The sequence below is a fragment of the Gilvimarinus sp. DA14 genome (assembly GCF_024204685.1).
Lineage (GTDB): Bacteria > Pseudomonadota > Gammaproteobacteria > Pseudomonadales > Cellvibrionaceae > Gilvimarinus.
This window is the reverse complement of sequence record NZ_CP100350.1, coordinates 3,652,850-3,676,761: the sequence shown is the minus strand read 5'-3', so window position 1 is coordinate 3,676,761 and position 23,912 is coordinate 3,652,850. Positions and strand designations below refer to the sequence as shown.

19 protein-coding genes and 1 tRNA gene are annotated in these 23,912 nt (G+C 55.3%); 15 read left to right on the top strand and 5 right to left on the bottom strand.

The window, feature by feature from the left end; genetic code table 11:
* The gene (locus tag NHM04_RS16075; protein WP_254264770.1) at positions 1 to 1,341 is read right to left on the bottom strand and encodes an MFS transporter; all 1,341 of its coding nucleotides are present in this window, start codon (positions 1,339 to 1,341) and stop codon (positions 1 to 3) included.
* Complete coding sequence (locus tag NHM04_RS16070) at positions 1,328 to 2,026, bottom strand: M15 family metallopeptidase (protein ID WP_254264769.1); 699 nt, start codon at positions 2,024 to 2,026, stop codon at positions 1,328 to 1,330. Before NHM04_RS16070 ends, NHM04_RS16075 begins: the two co-directional genes overlap by 14 nt.
* 187 nt (positions 2,027 to 2,213) lie before the next feature.
* Here NHM04_RS16070 and NHM04_RS16065 point away from each other — a divergent pair, with 187 nt between their 5' ends.
* The 5 genes from NHM04_RS16065 (at position 2,214) to NHM04_RS16045 (ending at position 6,320) form a co-directional block, all read left to right on the top strand.
* The gene (locus NHM04_RS16065) at positions 2,214 to 2,492 is read left to right on the top strand and encodes a TfoX/Sxy family protein (RefSeq protein WP_254264768.1); all 279 of its coding nucleotides are present in this window, start codon (positions 2,214 to 2,216) and stop codon (positions 2,490 to 2,492) included.
* A gap of 81 nt (positions 2,493 to 2,573) precedes the next feature.
* Positions 2,574 to 3,359, top strand: coding sequence for a Crp/Fnr family transcriptional regulator (locus tag NHM04_RS16060; RefSeq protein WP_254264767.1), 786 nt, complete (start codon positions 2,574 to 2,576; stop codon positions 3,357 to 3,359).
* 677 nt (positions 3,360 to 4,036) lie between these two features.
* The gene (gene htpX / locus NHM04_RS16055; RefSeq protein ID WP_254264766.1) at positions 4,037 to 4,930 is read left to right on the top strand and encodes a protease HtpX; all 894 of its coding nucleotides are present in this window, start codon (positions 4,037 to 4,039) and stop codon (positions 4,928 to 4,930) included.
* A complete protein-coding gene (locus NHM04_RS16050; RefSeq protein WP_254264765.1) occupies positions 4,927 to 5,985 on the top strand; it encodes a S1C family serine protease in 1,059 nt (352 codons plus the stop codon). Before htpX ends, NHM04_RS16050 begins: the two co-directional genes overlap by 4 nt.
* Positions 5,982 to 6,320: a Rieske (2Fe-2S) protein gene (locus NHM04_RS16045; RefSeq protein ID WP_254264764.1), complete on the top strand. Its 339-nt coding sequence runs from the start codon at positions 5,982 to 5,984 to the stop codon at positions 6,318 to 6,320. Before NHM04_RS16050 ends, NHM04_RS16045 begins: the two co-directional genes overlap by 4 nt.
* Before the next feature lie 2 nt (positions 6,321 to 6,322).
* Here NHM04_RS16045 and sfsA read toward each other — a convergent pair whose 3' ends face one another.
* Complete coding sequence (sfsA, locus tag NHM04_RS16040; protein WP_254264763.1) at positions 6,323 to 7,033, bottom strand: DNA/RNA nuclease SfsA; 711 nt, start codon at positions 7,031 to 7,033, stop codon at positions 6,323 to 6,325.
* 236 nt (positions 7,034 to 7,269) lie between these two features.
* Here sfsA and dksA point away from each other — a divergent pair, with 236 nt between their 5' ends.
* The 9 genes from dksA (at position 7,270) to panB (ending at position 17,496) form a co-directional block, all read left to right on the top strand.
* Complete coding sequence (gene dksA, locus NHM04_RS16035) at positions 7,270 to 7,713, top strand: RNA polymerase-binding protein DksA (protein WP_254264762.1); 444 nt, start codon at positions 7,270 to 7,272, stop codon at positions 7,711 to 7,713.
* Between the two features lie 43 nt (positions 7,714 to 7,756).
* On the top strand, positions 7,757 to 8,677 hold the full coding sequence (gene gluQRS / locus NHM04_RS16030) for a tRNA glutamyl-Q(34) synthetase GluQRS (RefSeq protein ID WP_254264761.1): 921 nt from the start codon (positions 7,757 to 7,759) through the stop codon (positions 8,675 to 8,677).
* Positions 8,674 to 8,844, top strand: coding sequence for a hypothetical protein (locus NHM04_RS16025; protein WP_020208309.1), 171 nt, complete (start codon positions 8,674 to 8,676; stop codon positions 8,842 to 8,844). Before gluQRS ends, NHM04_RS16025 begins: the two co-directional genes overlap by 4 nt.
* The gene (locus tag NHM04_RS16020; protein ID WP_254264760.1) at positions 8,841 to 11,855 is read left to right on the top strand and encodes an ATP-binding protein; all 3,015 of its coding nucleotides are present in this window, start codon (positions 8,841 to 8,843) and stop codon (positions 11,853 to 11,855) included. The genes NHM04_RS16025 and NHM04_RS16020 overlap by 4 nt, the downstream gene beginning before the upstream one ends.
* Positions 11,856 to 11,861: 6 nt before the next feature.
* Complete coding sequence (locus NHM04_RS16015; protein WP_254264759.1) at positions 11,862 to 13,259, top strand: sigma-54 dependent transcriptional regulator; 1,398 nt, start codon at positions 11,862 to 11,864, stop codon at positions 13,257 to 13,259.
* Between the two features lie 840 nt (positions 13,260 to 14,099).
* A complete protein-coding gene (pcnB, locus tag NHM04_RS16010) occupies positions 14,100 to 15,431 on the top strand; it encodes a polynucleotide adenylyltransferase PcnB (protein ID WP_254264758.1) in 1,332 nt (443 codons plus the stop codon).
* A 2-nt stretch (positions 15,432 to 15,433) separates the two neighbouring features.
* A complete protein-coding gene (folK, locus tag NHM04_RS16005; RefSeq protein ID WP_256526853.1) occupies positions 15,434 to 15,931 on the top strand; it encodes a 2-amino-4-hydroxy-6-hydroxymethyldihydropteridine diphosphokinase in 498 nt (165 codons plus the stop codon).
* Positions 15,932 to 15,969: 38 nt separating this feature from the next.
* On the top strand, positions 15,970 to 16,653 hold the full coding sequence (locus tag NHM04_RS16000) for a deoxynucleoside kinase (protein WP_254264757.1): 684 nt from the start codon (positions 15,970 to 15,972) through the stop codon (positions 16,651 to 16,653).
* Between the two features lie 18 nt (positions 16,654 to 16,671).
* Positions 16,672 to 17,496, top strand: coding sequence for a 3-methyl-2-oxobutanoate hydroxymethyltransferase (gene panB / locus NHM04_RS15995; RefSeq protein ID WP_254264756.1), 825 nt, complete (start codon positions 16,672 to 16,674; stop codon positions 17,494 to 17,496).
* A gap of 10 nt (positions 17,497 to 17,506) precedes the next feature.
* Here panB and NHM04_RS15990 read toward each other — a convergent pair whose 3' ends face one another.
* Positions 17,507 to 18,919 (bottom strand): lipopolysaccharide assembly protein LapB, encoded by a 1,413-nt coding sequence (locus tag NHM04_RS15990; protein ID WP_254264755.1) that lies wholly within the window; start codon positions 18,917 to 18,919, stop codon positions 17,507 to 17,509.
* Positions 18,920 to 18,946: 27 nt separating this feature from the next.
* Positions 18,947 to 19,023 (bottom strand) — tRNA-Pro (locus tag NHM04_RS15985).
* Between the two features lie 808 nt (positions 19,024 to 19,831).
* On the opposite strand from NHM04_RS15985, the gene NHM04_RS15980 reads away from it, so the two are divergent.
* Positions 19,832 to 23,854: a CBM35 domain-containing protein gene (locus NHM04_RS15980; protein ID WP_254264754.1), complete on the top strand. Its 4,023-nt coding sequence runs from the start codon at positions 19,832 to 19,834 to the stop codon at positions 23,852 to 23,854.
* The last annotated feature ends 58 nt before the right edge of the window (positions 23,855 to 23,912 follow it).

The following is a 23,912-nucleotide window of genomic DNA, read 5'->3' as shown; positions in this document are numbered from 1 at the left end:
TTAGGATAGAATTCGCTGTCGAACGCGCTGTAAAAACACAGGCTCTAACACCAATAGCAAAACTATTATGACCGAGTGAACCGCGGCGATAAGGAGAAAAAAGTGTGGAATTGTAAAGTTGAATGTACCCAGAAAAACAATGGCCGACACTGATGCCGCCATCATAAACAGCGCATTAACAACATTATTGGCGCCGATGATTTGCGCCCTATATTCGCTGGCGGATTCGCGCTGCATGATCGCCTGCAGGGGCACAGAATAAAGCCCACCGGCCACGCCCAAAAACAAAACATCGATCAATATTCGCCAAAATTCGGGCTGGGTCAAAAGATAAGACAAAGCATACAAAGGCTCAGCTAGCGACTCGCGACCAGCTGCAAACGCCTGCCCGGCGAGCGCTAGGTCCACGCCAAACACCAACACCAGCAACCCACCCAAAGGCACGATAGCAGGCTCCACCTGTCCACGACTGATACGGTTGCATGCTAGCGCACCGCTGCAAACACCCAGTAAAAAAGTTACCAACAAAGCGGTCACCACACTACCCTCGCCGTGAATAAGCTCGCGACTGAAATTGGGTAACTGCGTTAGATAAACCGACCCCAAATACCAGTACCAGGAAAACGCCAAGACGCTGCTAAACACTAAACGATTGCGACGTAGATAAGAAAAGCTGCGCAGAATTTGGCGAAAAGGATTCAATACATACTCTGGCGCATTGGGCGCGGGTGGCGCCGGCGCAATGCGCCGACTCAGCAGCCATCCGGCCAGTGAGATAAGCAATCCGATAGTCGCTACCAGATAAGCCCCGAGGGAGAATTGCATGGCAAGAGTACCGACAATCAACCCACAAAATACCGCCAGCGAGGTACCAGTGTGCAGCACCCCATTGGCGCCGGTAAGCTCGGCGCTGTTAACCTGTTGGGGCAAGATGGCGTACTTAACCGGGCTGAAACAAGCCGATTGAATTCCCGTGCCCAGCACCACAAGAAGCAACAGCGCGGGACTTTGTAACCAGAAAGCGACAGCCCCGAGCGACATAATGCCTATTTCGGCGAGCTTGAGCACCCGAGCCATGGCGGCCTTATCCAGCCGGTCGGCAAACTGTCCCGCCACCGGTGCGAACAGCAAAAACGGGATAATCAGCGCCGCAGCCACCACATTATTGAGTACATCTACCCCTTGTCCCCACAGAGTGAGACCGCTGTAGGTGAACAGCATCATCAATGCGCTTTTGTATAAATTGTCGTTAAAAGCACCCCCAAACTGAGTCCAGAATAAAGGGTAAAAACGCGCGTCAATCAGCAACTGCCGCTGGCTTTTGGGTTTAATTTGATCCACTGCCAGGCTCCAGCTGCACATAGCGGCGATATATGTCATCCAGGTGGCGCATAACCACGGGCTTAAGCTCCAACTCGGCGCTTTGCAGGCAATCGCCCAGTAAATCCCGCGAGAGCACTTTTACATAGGCATCGGCAAGGGGCCGATAACTTAAATGCCAGGGTTCCGGGGCAATAGCCCCCAGGTCGCGCTCGTAGGGCCGATAAAAGTCGCTGCCCTGCAGATGGGAATCCAGCTCGCAATGCAAGTCACCGAAAACACCTCCGGGGACACATTCCGATAAGGTTAGCTGCACTCGATAATCAGCGGGCATGGCAGCGGGATCATAGACATCCATATCACTGCCCCAGTGATGCCGCGAGGCGCCGGGTAACGCGGAGAATCGCAAAATCGCATACAACTGCTCGCGCGGGCTCAGGCGCTGCATATCCAACACCTGCCCTCGGTCATCCAGCACCTCGCGCTCGCCGCGGGCCTTGGCATTAAAAATGGCCAGCTGACGATCAAAGCTGCGATACCCACTGGCAATCGCTAGCCGACACCCGGGGGCACTGCACTGCTGCGCCAGCGACTGCAGGGGCGCCGAGACCAGCGGATGAATTTTGCAGCTGCCCTGCACCGAGACAAGGTGCTCTTCATCCAGCCCCAGGGCCTGTCGCTCTGTCACCAAGATTTCACCAGACATGTGTTTTCATTCCCAAGAGTCGCGCGGATGTGCACTGGTGCAAACTTTAACACCCCGGCACAGCGAATCCTTGTTAAGTATTTGCAGTTGCAAGTTAAGACTGTAATATAACCCGAGGCTATAAATGGATGCTAATAACAGCATTGCGAAAATAACAAATCAGCTATAACAACAGGAGTCTTAGGTTATGGGGACCGAGCAAAGCGAATTGCTACAGTTAAAGAACCTGGGCATGGCTTCCGTCAATATTTTGCGCGCCATTGGGGTCAGCACATACAGTGACTTACAAGAGCTGGGCGCCGTGGGCGCTTACCTGCGCATTAAAGATCGCGACATCAACGTATCCAAGGTCATGCTTTACGCCCTGCAGGGTGCTCTAATGGACGTCCACTGGAATGATCTTGACCCACAGCTAAAGTCCGAGCTGGTAGCCGAAGCCGAGAAGTTGGCCACAGAAAACGCCTGACACCTGTAGTGCTTAAGTAACGCATTCGCTATAGTGAATCCCCCAAAGCACTACCACAAAAATTTTCAGAGATTCACAAGCATGCATTTAGCGGCGCATGAAACCGAGACCCTGGCAGAGCTGGGGCAAAAAATTACCACCATCGCACAAAGCCTTTACGATGGTTTAGTTCTGGAGGCGCCGGAAGTAACCCTGCAAGCCTGCGACGATATTTTCTCCAACGCGCCCAATTCCCGGCTCTACTTTGTGCAGTCTGGTCAGGTCTATTGCCGCTTTGCGGGCAAACCCACTTTAATGTTTAGCCGTGGCGATATTCTCGGCCTCACGCGAATGTTAAGTCTGCCAGGCGGCACCTACTACTGCGATGAGTCCGTAGTGCTGCAGCCCTGCGACCGCGACACACTGATCAATTACGTCTGCAGCGAGCAGAGCCTGCAAAAACTTTGGAGCTACTTTCTGGTAGCCCAACTTAGCTGGCTGCAACAGGCACTGGCGCAGGAAATTCGCAAAGAATTCCAACCCAGCGCTGGTTTTTTGCGCTACAGCGCCGGAGAGACCATTATCCGCCAGGGGGACGAGGCCGATTTGGTGTACAGCCTGATCGACGGCAGTGCCGACGCCGTCTGCGATGGCGTGACAGTAGGTGAAGTCCGCAGCGATGAAATCTTTGGCGCCCTGGCTGTATTTACCGGGCAAAAGCGCATTGCCAGCATTGTTGCCCGCACAGACTGCACCGTACTCACAGTTAAAAAAGACGAGTTTATCGAGCTGGTAGAGCACCAACCCCATATTTGTATTGGCCTGATTGAAGAGATGGCAGAAAAAATTAAACTCCTAAACAGCCAACTCGCTAGCTGTACCGCTTAATCCCCCTCGGCTCAATCTAGGGCCTGTTCACGCTAATTAAATGCGCCTGCTGGAAGCCAGTTTTGTTTCCAGCTAGGCGCCGTGAGCGAAGTTTGGTTATTCCAAATAAGCGATCGGCAACAACACTGGGGATAAAACTGGCTCCAGCCCTTCGGGTTGCGGCTAAAAATCCGCCACCCTGCGTCGCCTGCATGGACGCAGGTGAGGCGCGAGAGCAGGATGCGGTAAGCTTTGCTCGTCGTTCATTTGGAATAACCAAACCACTCTCCTCGCGCCTTGATTGACGAATTTTAAGTCACAACAGGCTGCATTTAATTAGCGTGAACAGGCCCTAGTGCACTCTTCCCGGCTTCCACCGGGAAAAGATACCGCTTTACTAAATATTTGCAACGCAATGGTTGACAACAGTAATGATAATAATTATCGTTACACCACTGGCTCGATTCGCTGCGGCGAGTTACCAGTGGTCGGTCAATTTTCCTGCAAGTCAATTGTCTGATCTTCTCCTCCGGTTTTGCCCCACAAGGGTAAAACCAAAGGCACCCAGGTGCCTTGGCTAATCACGGTTGCTTGGGCCGCCTGCGGGCGGCCATTTTTCTTTCTCCCGCTATTGAAAAATCTCCCACAGGTGGCATATATCTGTCGATATAACCGCATCCTCTGAGGAGTACTAAACCGTGTTGCGAATTGGCCTGTTTTTATTGACTAACCTGGGCGTTTTGGTTCTGGCAAGCGTTACCCTGAACCTGTTCGGGGTAAACCAGATTCTGAACGAGTCGGGCACAGGGTTGGATTTAACCAGCCTGCTTATTTTCTGCGCTGTATTCGGCTTTTCCGGCGCGTTTATCTCCCTGTTTCTGTCTAAATTTATCGCCAAGAAAACCACCGGTACCCAAATCATTACCAACCCTCGCACACCCGATGAGCGCTGGCTGGTAGAGACCGTAAAAGATTTGTCGCAAAAAGCGGGGATCGGGATGCCAGAGGTGGGTATCTTTCCCGCCAGCCAAGCCAATGCCTTTGCCACTGGCTGGAACAAAAATAACGCTTTGGTGGCGGTCAGCGCCGGCCTGCTGCAGCGCTTTGACCGCGAAGAGGCCCGCGCCGTTATGGCTCACGAGATTGGACATGTGGCCAACGGCGATATGGTGACCCTGACGCTGATTCAGGGTGTGGTAAATACTTTTGTGATGTTTTTGGCACGCATCATCGGCCACACCGTGGACAAGGTAGTGTTTAAAACCGAGCGCGGTGTGGGTATCGGTTACTACATTGTTACCATCGTGGCGGAGATTATCCTTGGTTTTCTCGCCACCATGATCGTGATGTCATTTTCTCGCTATCGCGAATACCGCGCCGATGCGGCGGGCGCCCATCTGGCCAGTCGCGAAGGTATGATTCGCGCGCTGCAGCGCCTGCAGGCTGAAACTCAGGCTGGCGCCCCCACCCCCATGCCCAAGAGCATGCAGGCTTTTGGTATTTCCAGCGGCTTTCAGCAATCTCTGGGCAAGCTGTTTGCCAGTCACCCGCCGCTGTCAGATCGAATCGACACTCTGCGCAAAGGACTATGACATTTAACAGCAAAAAACTCGTCGCCCTTGTGTTCTTGGTTGCGCTGCACGCCAGCCAGGCCTGGTCAGAAGCGCCCAAATTCTCCACCGACGACGAGCGCAACACCATTGAGATTTTCGACTATGCGAGCCCCTCGGTGGTGTACGTCAATCGCCTGCAGGTGGTGCGCGACCGGCGCTCTTTTGACTTGCTGTCCATTCCCAGTGGCGCCGGCACCGGATTTATCTGGAGCGAAGACGGCTACGTGGTCACTAACTACCATGTGGTCGAAGGCGCGCAGCAAGTGCAAATCACCCTCCCCGATCAGTCCAGCTGGCCCGCCGAAGTGGTGGGTCTGGCGCCAGACAAAGACCTCGCAGTGCTGAAAATCGAAGCCCCGAAAGAAAAACTGCACGCCCTGCCGCGCGGCGATTCGGACGAGCTGGCGGTGGGTCGCAAGGTACTGGCCATCGGCAACCCCTTCGGCCTTGATGCCACCCTCACCACTGGCGTAGTCAGTGCTCTGGGCCGCGAAATTGAAGCACCCAACCAGCGCAAAATTCGCAATGTGATTCAGACCGACGCCGCCATTAACCCAGGTAACTCCGGCGGCCCGCTGCTGAACTCCGCGGGCGAGCTGATTGGCGTAAACACTATGATTTACAGCCCCAGCGGAGCCAGTGCCGGCATTGGCTTTGCCATCCCGGTCAATATTGTCAAAGAAATCGTGCCGCAGCTGATTGAGTTTGGCCGCCTGATCCGCCCCGTCTTTGGGGTTGAGTTCGCCCCCGCCTACTGGGCCAGGCGCGCCGGCGTAGAAGGTGTGCCACTGCTTCATGTTGCACCCGGCTTGCCCGCCGCCAAAGCGGGTTTGATAGGCGCAAGACGCGGAGCTTGGGGCCGGGTCGAGCTGGGAGATATTATCATCGCCTTAAACGACACCCCCACGCGCAATCACGACGACTTTCTCACCCTGCTTGAGCAACACGAGCCGGGCGACACTCTGTCAGTGCAATTCGTGCGCAATGGCAAAATCCGTCAGGCCCAAGTCACCCTTGCCGAGCCGCGCTTGTGAACGCAAAGACATTTATCTGCAACAGCGCGGATCTGCCGGAGGGCAGCAGCAGGGGCTATCAAATAGAGCGCGACGGAGCCGACCTGGCGGTAATACTAATCCGCAAACGGGGCCAAGCTTACGCCTACCATAACCTTTGCCCTCATGTGGCCATTCCCCTGGAGTGGGTCGAACACGAGTTTCTCACCAGCGATGGCAGCTTAATTCAATGCGCCAACCACGGCGCACTGTTTGTAATTGAAAACGGCCAGTGCGTCAGCGGTCCTTGTGCCGGGCAAGCGCTGCGGGCATTGTCGATCTGCGAGGTGGACGGCGGGATTTACCTGCACCACTGATGTTATAAAAGCACCGGCAGGGCCCGCTGCAAGCGAATTTCGCTGTGCTCGGGCTCGATTGCTGCCCCATAGGCAAGCACCTCGACCCCTGCGGTAGCGGCTTCTCGTAAAGTCTTAGCGTACAGTGGATCAATATCGTCGGCGGGCGATACATGCTCGATACCCGAGTGCTGCACACAGAAAAGTAAAACAGCGCGCTGCCCCTCGCGGGCTACACTAATCAACTCACGCAAATGTTTGGTACCGCGACTGCTGACCGCATCGGGAAACAAGCCTTCGCCGGCCCGCTCCATTAAGGTGACGTTTTTCACTTCAACATAACAATCAGGCCCTGCCCCAGAGAGCAGAAAATCGATGCGCGAGTTTTCAGCACCATACTTCACCTCCGCCCGCAGCGACGGGTAACCGGCGAGAGACTCGATAATCCCCGCCTCTATGGCCTCGCGCACCAAGTGATTTGCTCGTCCGGTATTGATGCCGGCCAAATGCCCCTCCGGTGTGGTCGCCACCTCCCAGGTGTGAGGGTACTTGCGGGTTTTACTGTCGGAGCGGGAATACCAGCAGGGCGCGCCCTCGCTGATGCAGTTACGCATAGAGCCTGTATTGGGGCAATGAATAGTGATGTGTTCACCTTTAGCGGTAACCACATCAGCCAAAAAACGCTTGTAGCGCCGAATTAAAGTTCCCTGCTGCCACGGCTGCTCAGCCTTCATAGCCACCTCTTTGCGCAAAAGCCGGGCATTATAACCACCGGGCCGAATAACGGACACAAAAGTGCAAAAAATACTGGAACGGTGTCAGGGAATCTGGTAGCTTCGCTTTCCTTCCGCTTTTGCACCCCCGCTGGCGGTAAGGGAAGATTGGCGAAGCGTCGTGAAGACGCGACAGTAACCATAAGCTGACAGACGCGAGTCTGGCAGGTTCTTCAGGAGATGAGAGGCGTTACCCTATGCCCAACAGTTCAGCTCAAGCCGAAAGCTATACGCTGCGCACCTTTGCACCCTACAAAGAAAAGAAGGGTGAAGAGTACATGAATGAAAAACAGCTGGAGCACTTTCAACAGCTGTTACTGGCCTGGCGTAGAGAGTTGATGGAAGAAGTCGACCGCACCATGAGCCACATGAAAGATGAAGCGGCCAACTTTCCCGATCCGGCTGACCGCGCCAGCCAGGAAGAAGAGTTTAGCCTGGAGTTGCGCACCCGCGACCGCGAGCGCAAATTGATCAGAAAAATCGACAGCACCTTGGAGCTGATCGAAAACGAAGACTATGGTTTTTGCGACGCCTGTGGCGTAGAAATCGGTATTCGTCGTCTGGAAGCGCGCCCAACTGCCACCTTGTGTGTCGACTGCAAAACGCTGGACGAAATCAAAGAAAAGCAAATCGGCGGCTAAGCGCTGCCGACCAAGCGGCCGGGCTCGCCCGGCCCGTCTTGCCGTGCCACATATTGCCCCTTCTTATACGGGCCGCTTCGCGCCCTCCCCCTCCGGGCCACTGCACTTTGGCTCTCTGGTCGCCGCCCTGGCGAGCTATTTGGACGCGCGTCACAACTGCGGCCGCTGGCTGGTTCGTATCGACGATATTGACCCCCCGCGCGAGCAGGCCGGTGCCGCCGACCTCATTCTGCAAACACTGGAGGCTCACGGCCTTCACTGGGACGACACCGTACTTTGGCAAAGCCAGCGCCGCGAGGCCTATCGAGAACTGCTCGCCACGCTCGAGCAAAAGGACCTGATCTACCCCTGCGACTGTACCCGTCAGGATGTGAAAGCCATGGGCGGGATCTACAACGGCCACTGTCGGCACGCACGCCCCAGGCACGGCAACACCGCCTGGCGCCTCAAACTTTACGATCTACCCGGTGTGCTCGCCAAGCTGCCCGATACCCTGAGCTTTACCGACGCCCTGGCCGGTGTGCAGCAGCAAAATCTGGCCCGCGAAGTTGGCGATGCCGTAGTGGTGCGTAAAGATGGTTTATTCGGCTATCAATTGGCGGTTGTAGCCGACGATATCCACCAGGGCATCACCCATGTGGTACGCGGCAGCGACCTGCTGCCGGTAACGGCGCGCCAGATTCGTTTTTTTGAAATTCTGCAGCAGCGCACACCTATTTACGCCCACGTGCCCGTCGCCTGCGGCGCCGACGGACGTAAACTGAGCAAGCAAAACCAGGCAGCTGCCCTGGATAACCGCAATGCCTGCGCAAACCTCTGGCAGGCACTGGTGTTTCTGAGGCAAAATCCCCCCCGGGAACTGGCGCACAGCGATTGCGCCAGCCTGTTACACTGGGCCACCCAGCACTGGCGGCTTAATGCACTGGCCGGTGTTCCTTTAAGCACAAACATGGAAAACACATGAACAACCAGCGCCTGGTGATCTTGCTGCTGCTGATCGCCTATATCTTTTCACCGACGCTGTTCACCTGGATCGTCAACCCTGAGGGCGCCTGGTACCGGCCCTACATCATGTGGGTGCTGGTCATTGGTATTGCCTACGCTGTGCAGGCCCGTAAGAAGCCCTCATGACATTTGAACTCACTCACGTTGCCCTGATTGGTCTTGGCTACCTGCTGCTGATTTTTGGCATTGCCACCATTACCGAGCGCGACTGGCTGCCGCGACGCATCACCGAACACCCAGTTACCTATATTTTGTCGCTGGGCATTTTCGCCAGTGCCTGGGCTTTTTACGGCGTTATCGATCTGGCCTTTCAGTTTGGCTATGGCGCCCTGGCCTACTATTTGGGTACCGGTGCACTGTTTCTGTTTGCCCCTGTAGCCCTGGAGCCGATTACCGAACTGGCGCGGCGCCACCAGGTACACTCGCTGGCCGATCTGCTGGTGTTTCGCTACCACAGTCATGGTATAGGCGCGCTGACTACGCTGTGCATGCTGCTAGGTATTCTGCCTTTGATGGCCCTGCAGATTCAGGCCATTGCCGATACCATGCATATTCTTACCGTCAGCCGTGACCCGGCGATCCCACTGGTGGGTACCGGCTTAACCTTTAAAGACCTAATGGCGCTGACTTACTGCGGCATTCTGGCGCTGTTTACCATTTTGTTTGGCTCCAATCGCGAGCGCCACCGCGGCCTGATCACCGCCATGGCATTTGAATCGCTACTCAAGGTATTTGCGCTCTGCGCCATCGGTTTACTGGCCGTATATGGCGTATTCGACGGCTTTAGCGGCCTGGACCAGTGGCTTGAGCGCAACCCCGAAAACCTCGCCCTGTTGCACTCACCTATCCGCGATGGCGCCTCACACACGCTGCTGCTGGTGTTTGTCGCCACCGCCGTCACCATGCCTCATATTTTCCACATGGGCGTGGCGGAAAACCCTATTCTACGTAACACTCGTACCGTCACCTGGGCATTTCCGCTGTTTTTACTGTTTCTGGCTCTGCCCATATTCCCCATCTTGTGGGCGGGCTTCGAACTCTCGGTACCTCTACCGGCGCAGTACTTCACCCTTGGTGTACCCATTCTGGCGGAGTCTCCGAGCCTGACAATTCTCGCATTTATCGGCGGCTTATCGGCTTCTACCGGCGCCATGGTGGTGATCTCTCTGGCGCTCTCGACCATGGTAATGAACCACTGGCTGCTGCCGTTTTTACGCCTGCGTCGGCGCCAAGATATCTATTCGCAGCTGGTGTGGCTGCGCCGTGCGGTCATAGCCGCACTGTTTTTAGGCGGTTACTTTTTTTATTGGATGCTCGACAACCGCCAGAGCCTGTTCCACCTGGCGCTGGTTGCCTTTATTGAAACCCTGCAGTTTGTGCCGGGCATTTTCGCCATCGTTTTCTGGACCCGCGGCAACCGCCGCGGCGTTATTGCCGGGCTGACCGTCGGCACGCTGGTGTGGATGGTGGGGCTGCTGATTCCGATGCTCACAGGCTTAGAGCAATTGCGTGTACCCTTCGGTGACGGCTCACTGAGTGTTGGCATCAGCCACTGGAGCGAGATTACCGTTATTTCTCTAGGCCTCAACACCCTGATCTTTATCGGCGTATCGCTGCTGACCCGGCAAACCGAAGAAGAGGCTTACAGCGCTGAGCTTTGCGCCGCCGATGAATTGTCGCACCCGGTGCGCCAGGCGCTGGACGTTCACTCGGCCGCCGAATTTAAAACCCGTCTGGCCAAACCTTTAGGCAAAGTTACCGCCAGCCGCGAAGTGGACCTCGCTTTGCGCCAGCTGGGTCTGGGGATATCCGAACGCCGCCCCTACGCCCTGCGCCGCCTGCGCGATCAGCTGGAGGCTAACTTGTCCGGGTTGATGGGTATTCACGTGGCGGGCGAAATTATGGACAACCACCTGCCCTATAAACTAGCTGAAGCGCGCGACACGGTGGACATCAACCTGATTGAAAACCGTTTATCGCAATACCGCAGCCACCTTACCGGCCTGTCCGCCGAACTCAATAACCTGCGCTTGTACCATCGCAAAACACTACAAGAGCTCCCTATGGCGGTTTGCTCACTGGGCCGCGATAAAGAAATTCTGATGTGGAACCGCGCCATGGCCAAGCTCACCGGCATTGAGGCGGACGATGTTCTCGGCTCTCATCTGGATGATCTGGTGCAGCCCTGGTGCGACCTGCTGGTTAACTTTTCCGGCGGCGAAGACGCTCATTTGTACCGCCATGAGATCACCCTCAACAAACGGCCGCACTGGATCAGCCTGCATAAAGCGGCCATTGAAGGACCCGCCACCAGCCGCCGCGGTAGCACCGCCGGCCAGGATGATCAGGTGATTTTGCTTGAGGATGTCACCGAAACCCAGCTGCTGGAGCAAGAGCTGATTCACTCCGAACGTCTCGCCTCGGTGGGCCGCCTGGCGGCGGGAGTAGCCCATGAAATTGGCAACCCGATTACCGGTATTGCCTGCCTGTGCCAAAACTTGCGCTACGAATCAGAGAACCCCGAGGTGCTGGAAACGGCCGACCAAATCCTCAGCCAGACAGATCGCGTAACCCGTATCGTACAGTCACTGGTGAGCTACTCGCACAGCGGGCGCAATAAAAAGAGCGCCTTTGAGGCGGTGCGACTGCGCGAGTGCGCCGAAGAGGCCATTGCCCTGCTATCGCTGCAAAAAGACAAAAACCCGGTGATTTTCAGCAATGATATCGCCGCCAACGCGATTGTCGCTGGCGATCTGCAGCAGATGATTCAGGTGTTCATTAACCTGTTAGCCAATGCCAGGGATGCCAGCGAGCCGGAAGGTCGTGTTATGCTAGAGAGCTTTGAAGATGAGGACAACATCACCCTCACCGTCACCGATGAAGGGGAAGGCATAGACCCCGAGCATTTAGACCAGATTCTCGAGCCGTTTTTTACCACCAAAGATCCTGGCGAAGGCACTGGTCTCGGGCTTGCCATGGTGTACAGCATTATCGACGATCACGGCGGCAGTCTGGACATTCTCAGTCCCGCCAACCCGTCGACTAAGCGCGGAGCGCAAATCGTTATCAAATTGCCGCGTCACTTGGACTCTGTGTTAACGCACACCGCTCCCGACGCCCCAGAGAAGGCCGATTGACGAGTTATGACGAAAATTCTGGTTGTTGAAGACGAAGCCATTATCCGTACTGCCCTGCGCAAACTGTTAGAGCGCAACAAATACGAAGTCAGCGAAGCCCCATCGGTGCGCGAAGCCACCTCTAAGTTTAACCTGACCGATTATCAACTGATTATCAGCGACTTGCGCCTACCGGGCGCGCCGGGCACCGACCTGATCAAGCTCGCCGGCGATGTCCCCGTGCTGATCATGACCAGCTACGCCAGCTTGCGTTCGGCGGTGGATTCTATGCGTATGGGCGCGGTGGACTATATCGCCAAGCCCTTCGACCACGATGAAATGGTCAGTGCGGTAAAGCGTGTTATCGGCAAAGCGTCGATGAAAGCAAAAACCCAGAGTAACCCCAGCGATAGCAAAGTGACCGGCATGATCGGCTCATCCGATGTGATGCAAAAACTCTACTCGCGTATCGCTAAGGTCGCCCCGACCGATGCCACTGTATTGGTGCACGGCGAAACCGGCACCGGTAAAGAGCTGGTGGCCCGCTCGCTGCACGAGCAGAGCCGGCGCCACAAAGAACTGATGATTTCGGTCAACTGCGCCGCCATCCCCGAAACCTTGATTGAATCGGAGCTGTTTGGTCACGAGAAAGGCGCTTTTACCGGCGCCGCGAGCACTCGCGAAGGGCTGGTGGCCGCTGCCGATGGCGGCACCCTGTTTCTGGACGAAATCGGCGAGCTGCCTCTGGAAGCCCAGGCGCGCCTGCTGCGGGTACTGCAGGAGGGCGAAGTGCGCCCCCTGGGTTCGGTTGAATCGCGCAAAGTCGATGTGCGCCTGGTCGCCGCCACACACCGGGATCTACGCGCCCTGGCCCGCGATGGCAAGTTCCGCGAGGACCTCTACTTTCGTATCAATGTGGTTCAACTCGAACTGCCACCGTTGCGCGAGCGCGGTAAAGACATCCTCAACTTGGCGGAAAGCCTGCTTAGCCGCTATTGCCAGCAGTTCAACAAACCTAATTTAAAACTCTCACCTGAAGCTATTCAGGCGATTACCACTTACACCTGGCCAGGCAATGTGCGCGAGCTGGAAAACGCCATGCAGCGAGCGGTTATCCTCTGTGAAGACGAACGCGAAATCAGCCACGACCTGTTGGCCATCGACCTAGACCTGGTGCTGCTAGACGATCATGTGGACGACAATCCCTACGCCCAGGCTGCTCGTGAATCGGTCAACAATCAACCGCGACACATCGATCCTTCTGAGGATTTATCGCTGGAAGACTACTTTCAGCGTTTTGTTCTGGAGCACCAGGACACCATGAGCGAAACCGAACTGGCAAAAAAACTGGGGGTTAGTCGCAAGTGCCTTTGGGAACGGCGCCAGCGTTTCGGCATCCCGCGCCGCAAATCCACCAGCAAGTAACACCCTACCCCACCTATCTACTCACCCGGCGTGACTCGATAGCCACGCCGGGTGAGTACCAAATCTCAGCCCAGCGACAACTCCATCACAATTTTTGTCTATTTTTTCAGCGAAAAGAATTTAAGGCGCCAAAGCGTTACTCGCGCGCACAAATACGTTACCCAGGCAAACTGTTACCGCGCCCCACCCGACGTAACAAAAACCGTAAAAGTCTGTAACCCTCGGAAATAACGAAAAAGAATATACCTCTAGGCGAAAAACTTAACCCATTGTTTTTATTGAATTTTTACGTTTTGGCACGGGCAGTGCTTTATAGGGCGTACATAACAACAACAAACAATAAGAAAGACGAACAAAATAACAACAACAAACAATAAGAAACTGAAACTTTCTAATAATAACAACAAACAATTAAAAGACGCATAAGTTCAATAATAAGAACAACAAATAATAAAAAACGAAAACTGGATAAAAACAACAACAAACAATAAGAAACTGAAACAGAAGAATAACAACAAACAATAAGAACGACGTCTTAACAATAAAAACAAGACGATAATAAAAACAAAGCGGAATGACTGACTAGGCACCGGAAAGGATTACACGTAATTTGGATTGGGCAAGGACGCAGTGCCCGTCGACAACAAGGGCATTATTTGTGCCGCCCACTCCTGCGGGAAAGCTTCGGCTTTCCCGTTTTGCTTTGAGGAGCGAAAACTTCCTTACAGATCCGCAATAACGCGAATTTACCGCAACTTTCACGCCAGTAAGCAGCATGCTAAACTCTGCACTCACTTTATCCACGCACCCAGCGCGATCACTTAAGTTGCAGAATTTTCTATGCTAAAACGGCTGTTCAAACTGATCTCCCCTAAGGGTTCCAACTCCAATAGTAAACAACAGCCGATTATCATTCCTCGCGATCAGCACAATGTGTCGCGCAAGCTGATCAGTCACGCCGCCATCAAAGTCATGAAACAGCTAAACCAGCACGGCTACGAGGCCTATCTGGTAGGCGGCGGAGTGCGGGATTTACTGCTAGGCGGCCACCCCAAAGACTTTGACGTTGCCACCAACGCCAAGCCAGAGCAGGTCAAGAGCCTGTTTCGCGGCGCTCGTATTGTCGGGCGTCGATTTAAGATTGTGCATGTGCGCTTTGGCCGGGAAATCATCGAAGTAACCACCTTTCGGGGCCATCACGAAGCCGCGCGCAACGAACACGGCATGGTGCTGCGCGACAATGTCTACGGCAGCGTGCACTCCGACGCAGTGCGTCGCGATTTTACCGTCAATGCACTCTACTATTCGCTCGACGGTTTTGCCGTGCACGACTATACCGGCGGCATTCACGATCTGGAAAAACGCACCCTACGCATCATTGGCGACGCCACTACCCGCTACCAAGAAGACCCTGTACGCATGCTGCGCGCGGTGCGCTTTGCCGCTAAATTAGGCTTCACTATAGCGCCGGACACCGAGCAACCTATTCGGCCGCTGGCCGACCTGCTGGGCAATATTCCACCGGCGCGTTTATTTGAGGAAGTACTCAAGCTGTTTCTGGCCGGCTCCGCCACAGCAACCTTTCATCTGCTGCGCGAATACAACTTATTCGGGCAGCTGTTTCCCGGTACAGAAGCACAGCTTGCTACCGGTGACCCGGTTGCCATGACGCTGGTAGAACAGTGCATGTGCAACACCGACAAACGTATTCGCGCCGGAAAATCCGTTACCCCCGCGTTTATTTACGCCGCCCTACTGTGGCCGGTGCAGCAGGCCAAGTTAAAAGAACTACAGGGTTCTATGCCCAAGGGCCAGGCCTTTGCCGAAGCGGCCAGCCAGGCCGTGGGCCAGCAGTTGGCGCGTACCTCTATCCCTAAGCGCTTCTTGATTCCCATGCGCGAAATCTGGGACATGCAGCATCGCCTGACCCTCCGCGGCGGCGGTCGCGCCTTTACGCTTGTGGAACACCCGCGCTTTCGCGCGGCCTACGACTTTACGCTGCTGCGCGAAGACGCCGGTGAAAAGCTGGGCGGTCTGGGTCACTGGTGGACTCAGTTTCAGGCGGCAGATGAGGCCGAACGCCAAAACATGGTTGCAGCCATCAAGCCCGCCGGGGGCGGAGGCCGTCGCCGGCGTGGCGGGCGCAAGAAAAGCGGCCCCAAGCAGGGGTGAGCGTGGCTGGCGGAGTATTTTGCTACCTGGGTCTGGGCAGCAATATGGACAACCCGCAGCAACATGTGCGGCAAGCTATATCCGAACTGGACAACCTGCCCCACTCGCAGTTGATTAATGTCTCCCCGCTTTATTGCTCCAAGCCTGTGGGCCCACAGGACCAGGATGACTTTATCAATGCGGTCGCCTGCCTGCAGACCAAGCTGGAACCAGCGCCGCTACTGGATGCCCTGCAGGCTCTGGAGCAGCAGCACCAGCGGGTGCGCGAACGCCACTGGGGGCCGCGCACCCTAGACCTGGACATTCTGCTGTACGGCGATCGACAAATACACACCGAACGGCTCAGCGTACCCCATCCTTTTTTGACCGAACGCGCTTTTGTGCTCGTGCCCTTGGCGGATATCGCGCCCGGCTTAACACTCCCGGATGGAACCAACCTTGATGTCCTGGCCGCTAATTGTGACCGCAATGGTCTGGCGGTTATACCCAGCCGCTTATAGAATGGGCGCCGGAAACCAGCAGCCGAAGGAGCCGCAGCGTGGCCGAACTGTTTGAAAAACTACCGCTGGATCTCAGCAGTATCGAAATTCCCCGCTATATCGCCGTGGAAGGCCCCATCGGCGTGGGTAAAACCACCTTAAGCCGCAACCTGGCTAGCTTGTTTAACTACGACTTGCTACTGGAGCAACCTCAGGAGAACCCTTTTCTCGAGCGGTTCTACCAGGATCCTAAATCTGTTGCCCTGCAGACCCAGCTTTTCTTTTTGTTCCAGCGCGCCGGGCAAATCCAGCAGTTACGTCAAGACGATCTGTTCCGGCAGGCCCGCGTCGCGGATTTTATGATCGAAAAGGACCAGCTGTTCGCCCAGGTAACCCTGGATGATGACGAGCTGGCAATTTACCAGCAGGTATATGACAAGCTGACCCTGGATGCGCCGCGCCCGGACCTGGTTATTTATCTACAGGCGCCGCAGGATGTGTTACAGGCTAGAGTCAAACAGCGCGGCGTAGGCTACGAGCAATCCATCAGCGATGAATACTTACAGGTGCTTAACGAAGCCTACACAGAATTCTTTCATTATTACGATGCGGCGCCTCTGCTGATTGTTAATGCGCAGGATTTAAACCTGGCCGACAATCGCGATCACTTCCAGCAGTTGGTGGAATATATCGTCACCATTAAAAGCGGCCGCCATTACTACAACCCTACCCCCGTGCTGTAACACCAGCGGAGTCTGACCATGCCCTATGTACAAGCCGATAACTCCGGCGGACTGGAAAAGAAAATCACCGTTCATACCCTGCAGCAAATGCGCGGCCGGGAAAAGTTCGTGATGGTGTCACTTTACGATGCGCCCATGGCCGCCATGGCGCAAAAGTGCTCGGTAGAGGCCGTGCTGATTGGCGATTCGCTGGGCATGACCGTACTCGGCTATGACAGTGTAATACCCGTCACCATGGAGCAGATGATCTACCACGTGGAAGCCGTAGCAAGGGGCAACAACAAATCGCTAATTATCGGCGACTTGCCGTTTATGACCTACGCCACCCCCGAGCAGGCCCTGAGCAACGCCACCAGAATCATGCAGGCCGGTGCCCACATGGTAAAAATTGAGGGCGGCGCCTGGCTTGCCGACACTGTACGCATGCTCTCAGACCGAGGCATTCCGGTGTGTGCGCACATCGGCCTGACGCCGCAGTCGGTGCACAAGTTCGGCGGCTTTCGCGTCCAGGGCCGTGATCAGGAGCGCGCCGATACCTTGCTCAGCGATGCCAAGTGCCTAAACCGAGCCGGTGCCGACCTACTACTGATTGAGTGTGTCCCGGCCTGGCTAGGAACGGCCATCACCCAGGCCTCTGATATTCCGGTGGTGGGTATCGGAGCGGGCAGCGATACCGACGCCCAGGTGCTAGTCATCAACGATATTCTCGGGCTGACGCCGCAGCCGCCCAAGTTTTCGAAAAACTTTCTCGAAGAAACCGGCAATATACCTGGAGCCATGCAAAAATACCGCGACGACGTCAAAGCCGGCGTATTTCCCAGCGAGGTCCACACATTCTCCTGAGCCAGGCACCTTATTTTGCGGCAGGCCGCGCCAGTTTAACCAGCTGCCGCACCTGGGGCGCCTTGGGATAGGCTTTTACCGTAAATGCGGCCAGCGCACGGGCTTTATCCGGTTTTTGCAAAGGGCCGGCGAGGGCCTGAGCCAGGCGTGCATACACCTCTGCCACTGCATCATCGGGGGGGACACGCTTATGCAAGTTGGCCATTACTCTGACCATGGCTTCGTAACGCCCGGCCTTATCCATCGCCCGCGCCAGATCACGTGCGGTAGCCAGGTGCGAGACCCGGTACTCGGAACATTTCGCCAGCGCCTGCTCCACCAGTGCCACCGCCTCTTTGTTCTGGTTAGCCTGCAATAGCAAGGCGGCGAGGTAATCCGTATGTTTGGCCAAGGCCTCGGTATCATCGAGGTTAAGCAATATTCGCTGATAGTGTCGGTGCAACGACAAATCGTCACGATATACATCCAACAGCTCCCGCAGCACCTGCCGCGCACGGCCGTAATCGCCAGATTTCTCCAACACAGTCACTGCCCCCAAACCCCGGGCACGCACAAACTCACCCTCCTCCATATGGGGCTGATCCGTACCCACCGCCATGCCCAGCTCATCGCGATACTGAAACAGGGCGTAGCCCATCAGCGCGTGCACCACCATCGCAAAATAACTGCCCACGCCAACGGCCGCAGGCAGGAGCCAGCTTTCGGCAATCTGTGGATACAGATAGTAGCCCACCGCCGAAGGCCCAAGGCTCACAATGGCCGTTAGCACCCAAAGCGCCACGTAGGGCCCCAAACCCATATTGAGCATCAGCCCCAATAGATTGAGCGGGTTGACCGCGTGCAGTAAATTTTTCTCACTGGCGAGCAGAATCGTGCTTGCCGGGTAAGCCGCAGCCACAAATACAGCCACCGCCAAAGAGGCATAGACATGCACAAACGCCGCGCCCACTATCGCAGCGGCAAAAATGATGTATACCAGCAGCGCTTGCAGAAACAGCCAGTGGGGGTCGGGCCTAACAAATACCAGCAAACCCGGCGGCCAACGCCTGCCCGCGCCCCGTTCGGTCACCACGGCAAATAAATACTTAACCGAGATCACTCCATAAACGAAGGCAAACACCAGAGCTGGCACACCACCCCCCAGCAGGTAGACACCGACCACGCCCAAAGCCAATACCGCCAAGGCATAAGGGTGTAAAGGGTAAATCAGTAAATAGGGCAAAACCTGCCAAAAAGGCAGCTGCAGGCTCGGATCATTACTGGGGGTTAGCGGTGCATGGCACAACACACAGGAAGGTCCCGCCCTGCCCCACATGGGGTTATAGCCGTCTGGGATACAGATATCGCTGTAGTGGGTATCGCAGTGGGAGCAGTACCAGGCGGACTTGGCACCTTTGACAAAATTGCAGGATTTTCGCGCCATAATCCGTTACACGCCGAATGTGAAAACTGGTCGGAGCGAGAGGATTCGAACCTCCGACCCCCTCGTCCCGAACGAGGTGCGCTACCAGGCTGCGCTACGCTCCGACAGAAAGACGACTTTACGCCGTCAGGGCGCGCGATTATAACCCACTGATTTTTTTGTTGTAAATGCAGGCCCCTAGAGCCAATACAAAAAAACCGACGCCTTGGGGGAAGCGTCGGTAAAGAAGACCATTCTAGGAGTAACTAAAAGGAAAGATCCTATCGACCCTCAGGGCCATCCGGAGAAGGAATCGGGAAATTCGCTCTCCGGTAAATTAAGTATTAACCAAGCTGGTCAAACTTCCACCTCAGCGCCGCGTTCATTTAAACCGATTAGAGATAGCGCGGCGCGCGCGAATACCTATTTGATATATCGGCGCCACCCTAATCGCCGGATCCGATCAGGCCAATAACAAAACCTTATAAAAATCCTGCCTGACCAGAATAGTTGTCTTGTTACCAAAGTTCGTACCAATTTAGCTAACGTCAGTAGCTCTACGGAACAAAACAACAAAAAATGCGCCACAAGGTTATAAAAACTGCGTATTCATTCCAAAAATCAACACTTTGGCTTTACAAAAATTAAACGAAAGGCTATTTTGCCTTACCAATCAGGCTTTACCAAATAATAAACAGCCTGATGGAAAACCAAGTAGTACCTCAAACGTGCGCAGTACGCACAAGTTAACGCCAGATGTTCTTGGCTGCATTACAGCGGATTAAAAAAGGACGTAATGCATACCGGATGGGCTTTAACTCTCTCCGCTAGAAAGTGATAGATGCGATTGGCCGGTATACCAATACCAGTTGGTAGCCGATTGCGACATCAACCCACATAACTCTAAAACGGTAATGTCCAATGAAAGTTTCTATGCGTAACATGCTTACACCCAGTGCTCTGGCGTTAGCAGTCGCTGCAACCAGCGCTCCAGCGCTCGCGGTAGACGGCTTTGCCACTCTTAACGGCGGCACCACCGGTGGCGCCGGTGGCGATATTGTCTATGCCACCACAGGTACCGAGATTCACGCGGCTTTGTGTAACCGCGCCTCAAGCGATACCCCTATTATTATTCACGTAGAGGGCACCATTAACCACGGCAATACCAGCAAAGTCTCGGGCGACAGCTGTAACACCGCGGACGATAAAATCGAGATCAAAGAAGTCAGTAATATCTCGATCATCGGCGTGGGTTCTGGCGCTCTGTTCGATGAGCTTGGTATCCACCTGCGCAGCGCTTCCAACATCATTTTGCAGAACCTGCACGTGCGCAATGTGAAAAAATCCGGCTCGCCTACCTCTAACGGTGGTGACGCCATCGGTATGGAAAGCGACGTATATAACGTTTGGGCCGACCACCTGACCCTGGAGGCTCAGGGCGGTGAAAGCGCAGGTTACGATGCTCTGTTTGATATGAAAGCCGACTCCAAGTATGTGACGCTTTCGTACAGTATTCTGCGCAACTCCGGCCGCGGCGGTTTAGTCGGCTCGAGCGACGGCGACACCAACAACGGCCCGGTGACCTTCCACCATAACCTGTACGAAAATATTGATTCGCGTACCCCCCTGCTGCGCGGCGCCACAGCGCACGCCTACAACAACTACTACGTGGGCCTGCAGAAATCGGGAATGAACCCTCGTATCGGCGGCGAAATCAAAGCCGAGCACAACTACTTCCAAGACTCCAAAAACCCTCTGGGTACCTTTTACACCAACGACATGGGCTACTGGGAAGTCAACGGTAATATCTGGGATAACATCACCTGGACCGCGGAAGGTGACGACAACCATCCGGCGGGCCCCAATCCGGTATCAACCACTAGTATCAGCATTCCCTACAGCTATACGCTGGACGACGCCACCTGTGTACCGCAGATTATTCAAGCCACTGCCGGTGCACACACAGGCCTTGCCGTTTCCAACGGTAGCTGCGAGATCAGCAGCAGTAGCTCAAGCAGTTCAAGCGCCCCCAGTTCAAGCAGCTCCAGCTCGTCGGAGCAAAGCTCTTCCAGCTCTAGCTCTACCGACCCTGTTGATCCCGGCACCAACTTATCCATTGGCGCGGGTTCAGACGGTTCCAGCAAAGGCGAAGGCAGCTACGGGAATGTTCGCGATGGCGACCTGTCCAGCTACTGGCAGCCGGAAAGCACCTCGGGCGAGCGCATCTCGGTAAAATGGGACAGCCCCACTAGCTTTAACACCGTGGTGATTCGCGAGCTGAACAATGCCACTAATGCTTGGCAGCTGGTGAACGATGACAACGGCGACGTTCTGGCCTCGGGCACAAGCCTGGGCGGTGAAGCCGTCATTACCTTTGCCGACACTACCGCCAGCAAAGTAAACCTTTACATCGACGGCGCCAGCAGCGCACCGCAGATCGCCGAGTTTGAAGTCTATAACGCCGACGGCCCGATCAGCTCTTCGTCAAGCTCCAGCGAAGTCAGCTCATCTTCAAGCAGTTCGGTATCGTCGACTCCAGTGGTGGACACACTCACCATTGAAGAGAGCGCAGGCTTCTGTAACGTTGAAGGCACTATCGACAGCAACCACGCGGGCTTTGCCGGCAGTGGGTTTGCCAACACCGAAAACGTATCAGGCGCAGGTATCGACTGGTCGGTTGAAGTTCCCACAGCGGGCACCTATGAGCTGAACTGGCGCTACGCCAACGGCAGTGACAACCGCCCTGGCGAGGTTTTGGTTAACGGCCAGACCCAAGCCAGCATCGATATGCCAGCCACCAACGCCTGGGATGATTTCACCGGCAGCGGCACCGTAGCGGTGTATCTGGACGCGGGATACAACGAGCTACGTCTGCAGGCAAGCGGCGGGTCAGGTCTGGCCAATATCGACAGCCTGAGTGTTAGCGGCAATAACCCCCAGGCAGGTAACTGCGCAGGCGGCAGCAGCTCAAGCTCCAGCAGCGAAGCCAGCTCATCAGAAACCAGCAGCTCTTCGGAGTCCAGCGCCTCAAGCGAGCCGGTAGAACTGGGAGACAACAAAGCCTCCGATGCCGACGGCAGCAGTAAAGGCGACGGCTCAAGCTATGGCAATGTAGTCGATGGCGACAGCAGCTCCTACTGGCAGCCTGCGTCCAACAGCAACGAGACCATCTCGGTAAAAGGTATTTCCGGCAGCTTTAACACTGTGGTAGTGCGTGAGCTAAACAATGCCACCACCAGCTGGTCGCTGGTTAATCACGACAACGGCCAAGTGCTTGCCACCGGCAGCAGCCTGGGCAGCGAAGCGGTGATTACCGGTTTTGGCGACGTCTCGGCCAGCAAAGTCAGCCTGGAAATTCACTCTGCCACTACCGCACCGCAAATTGGTGAGATTGAGGTGTACCAAGCCAGCGGCAACTACGATGGCTCTAGCAGTTCGTCTGAGTCCAGTTCATCCAGCGAGCAAAGCTCTAGCAGCTCGTCTGTGGTGTCCAGCTCTTCTTCATCGTCGAGCTCCTCGGACGTGCCACCGCCGGAAACTGAGTTGTCCGATGACTGTGTTGCCATTGCCACCGATCCCAACGTTAACTGGCGCTCCACCTCACTGCAAAGTGACCAGGAGATTGTCGAGTGTCTGTCTAACTCGCTGGGTCGCGCAGTCGGTTACGGTGAAAACGCCCTGGGCGGTTACGATCCTAACGGCAACAGCCAGCTAACGGTAATCACCAAAAACGATCCCCAGGGTCGCAGTGTTGAACAGCAATTGCTGGATGCCGTTACCGGCGACGATCACAACTGGATTGTGTTCGATAAGTACGACTTCGCCAACGAAACGGAAATTTCCATGCACCGCAATCACTGCTCAAACCCCGATGTACTGAGCGCGATTGATGGCACCGAGGCCCAGTGTATCGACTACCGTCAGTGGTGTGATGACAAAGGCGTATCCGATGCGAACTGTGCGGTTGAGTTCTACAACAATCGCCTGAACGATAAAGACCTGCCGATCCGCAACACCAAAATCGGTTCTCACAAGACTCTGGACGGCCGTCTGAGCAATGGTTACTTCCGCTTTAACGGTTTTGCCATTGGTAGCGACAGCTCGGGTCAACCGGTGCAAACCGCCGAGAGCGTGATTCTGACTCACCTGGACTTCCGCGGTGCGGGCCACACTGAAGACCATGGTCTGGACCCCGACATGATCCGCAACACGGGTGCATCGCACGACATCTGGATTCACAAAAACACCTTCGACACCACCGGTGACGCTGCGTTTGATGTGAAAGTGGGCGCCTATGACATCACCATCTCGTTCAACAAGCTGATCAACGTCAAGCGCGCCGCGCTGCATGGCTCCAGTGACAGCCGCGAAATTAACGCGCAAATCACCACCACCATGCACCACAACGCGTTTATCACCACCGATGATCACTATGACGATCTGGGTAACACATTGCGCCGCGTTCCGCTGATCCGTCGCGGTACCTCGCACATGTTTGAAAACTTCTTTATGAACTACCGCAAAGACATTTTAAGTGTACGTGTCGGCGCCACCGTTCTGTGGGAGGACAACATGGTGTTAATGAACCGCATTCACCAGGAAAAAGACGATGTGTACCGCGCTCTGGAAGAACGCGTTGAAGAACTGGCCCGCGATGTAGACGGCGGTAACTTCCGCAGCGAAAACACCCGCGTATGGTTCTCGGATGCGAACTGTAACCTGGACCCATCACTGGAGTTCCTGATCACAGACTCTTCCGGTAGTGTGCCCGACCTTGCGCAGAACTATTCGCAAGCATCGCGCGATACCATCAGCGCTAACTACTTGGGCTCCGGCCAAGAGCTGGCCGACTATGTAACCGCTACTGCGGGCAAAGATGGCCGCGCGCCGTTTAACTCGCCGCTCGGTTACGACCCTCTGTACGTGCTGGGCTTGGGTAAGGTCGCCTGCCAATAACCTAGCATCATTGTTCCTCGACCTACTTAGCCGGCCCATTTGGGCCGGCTTTTTTATA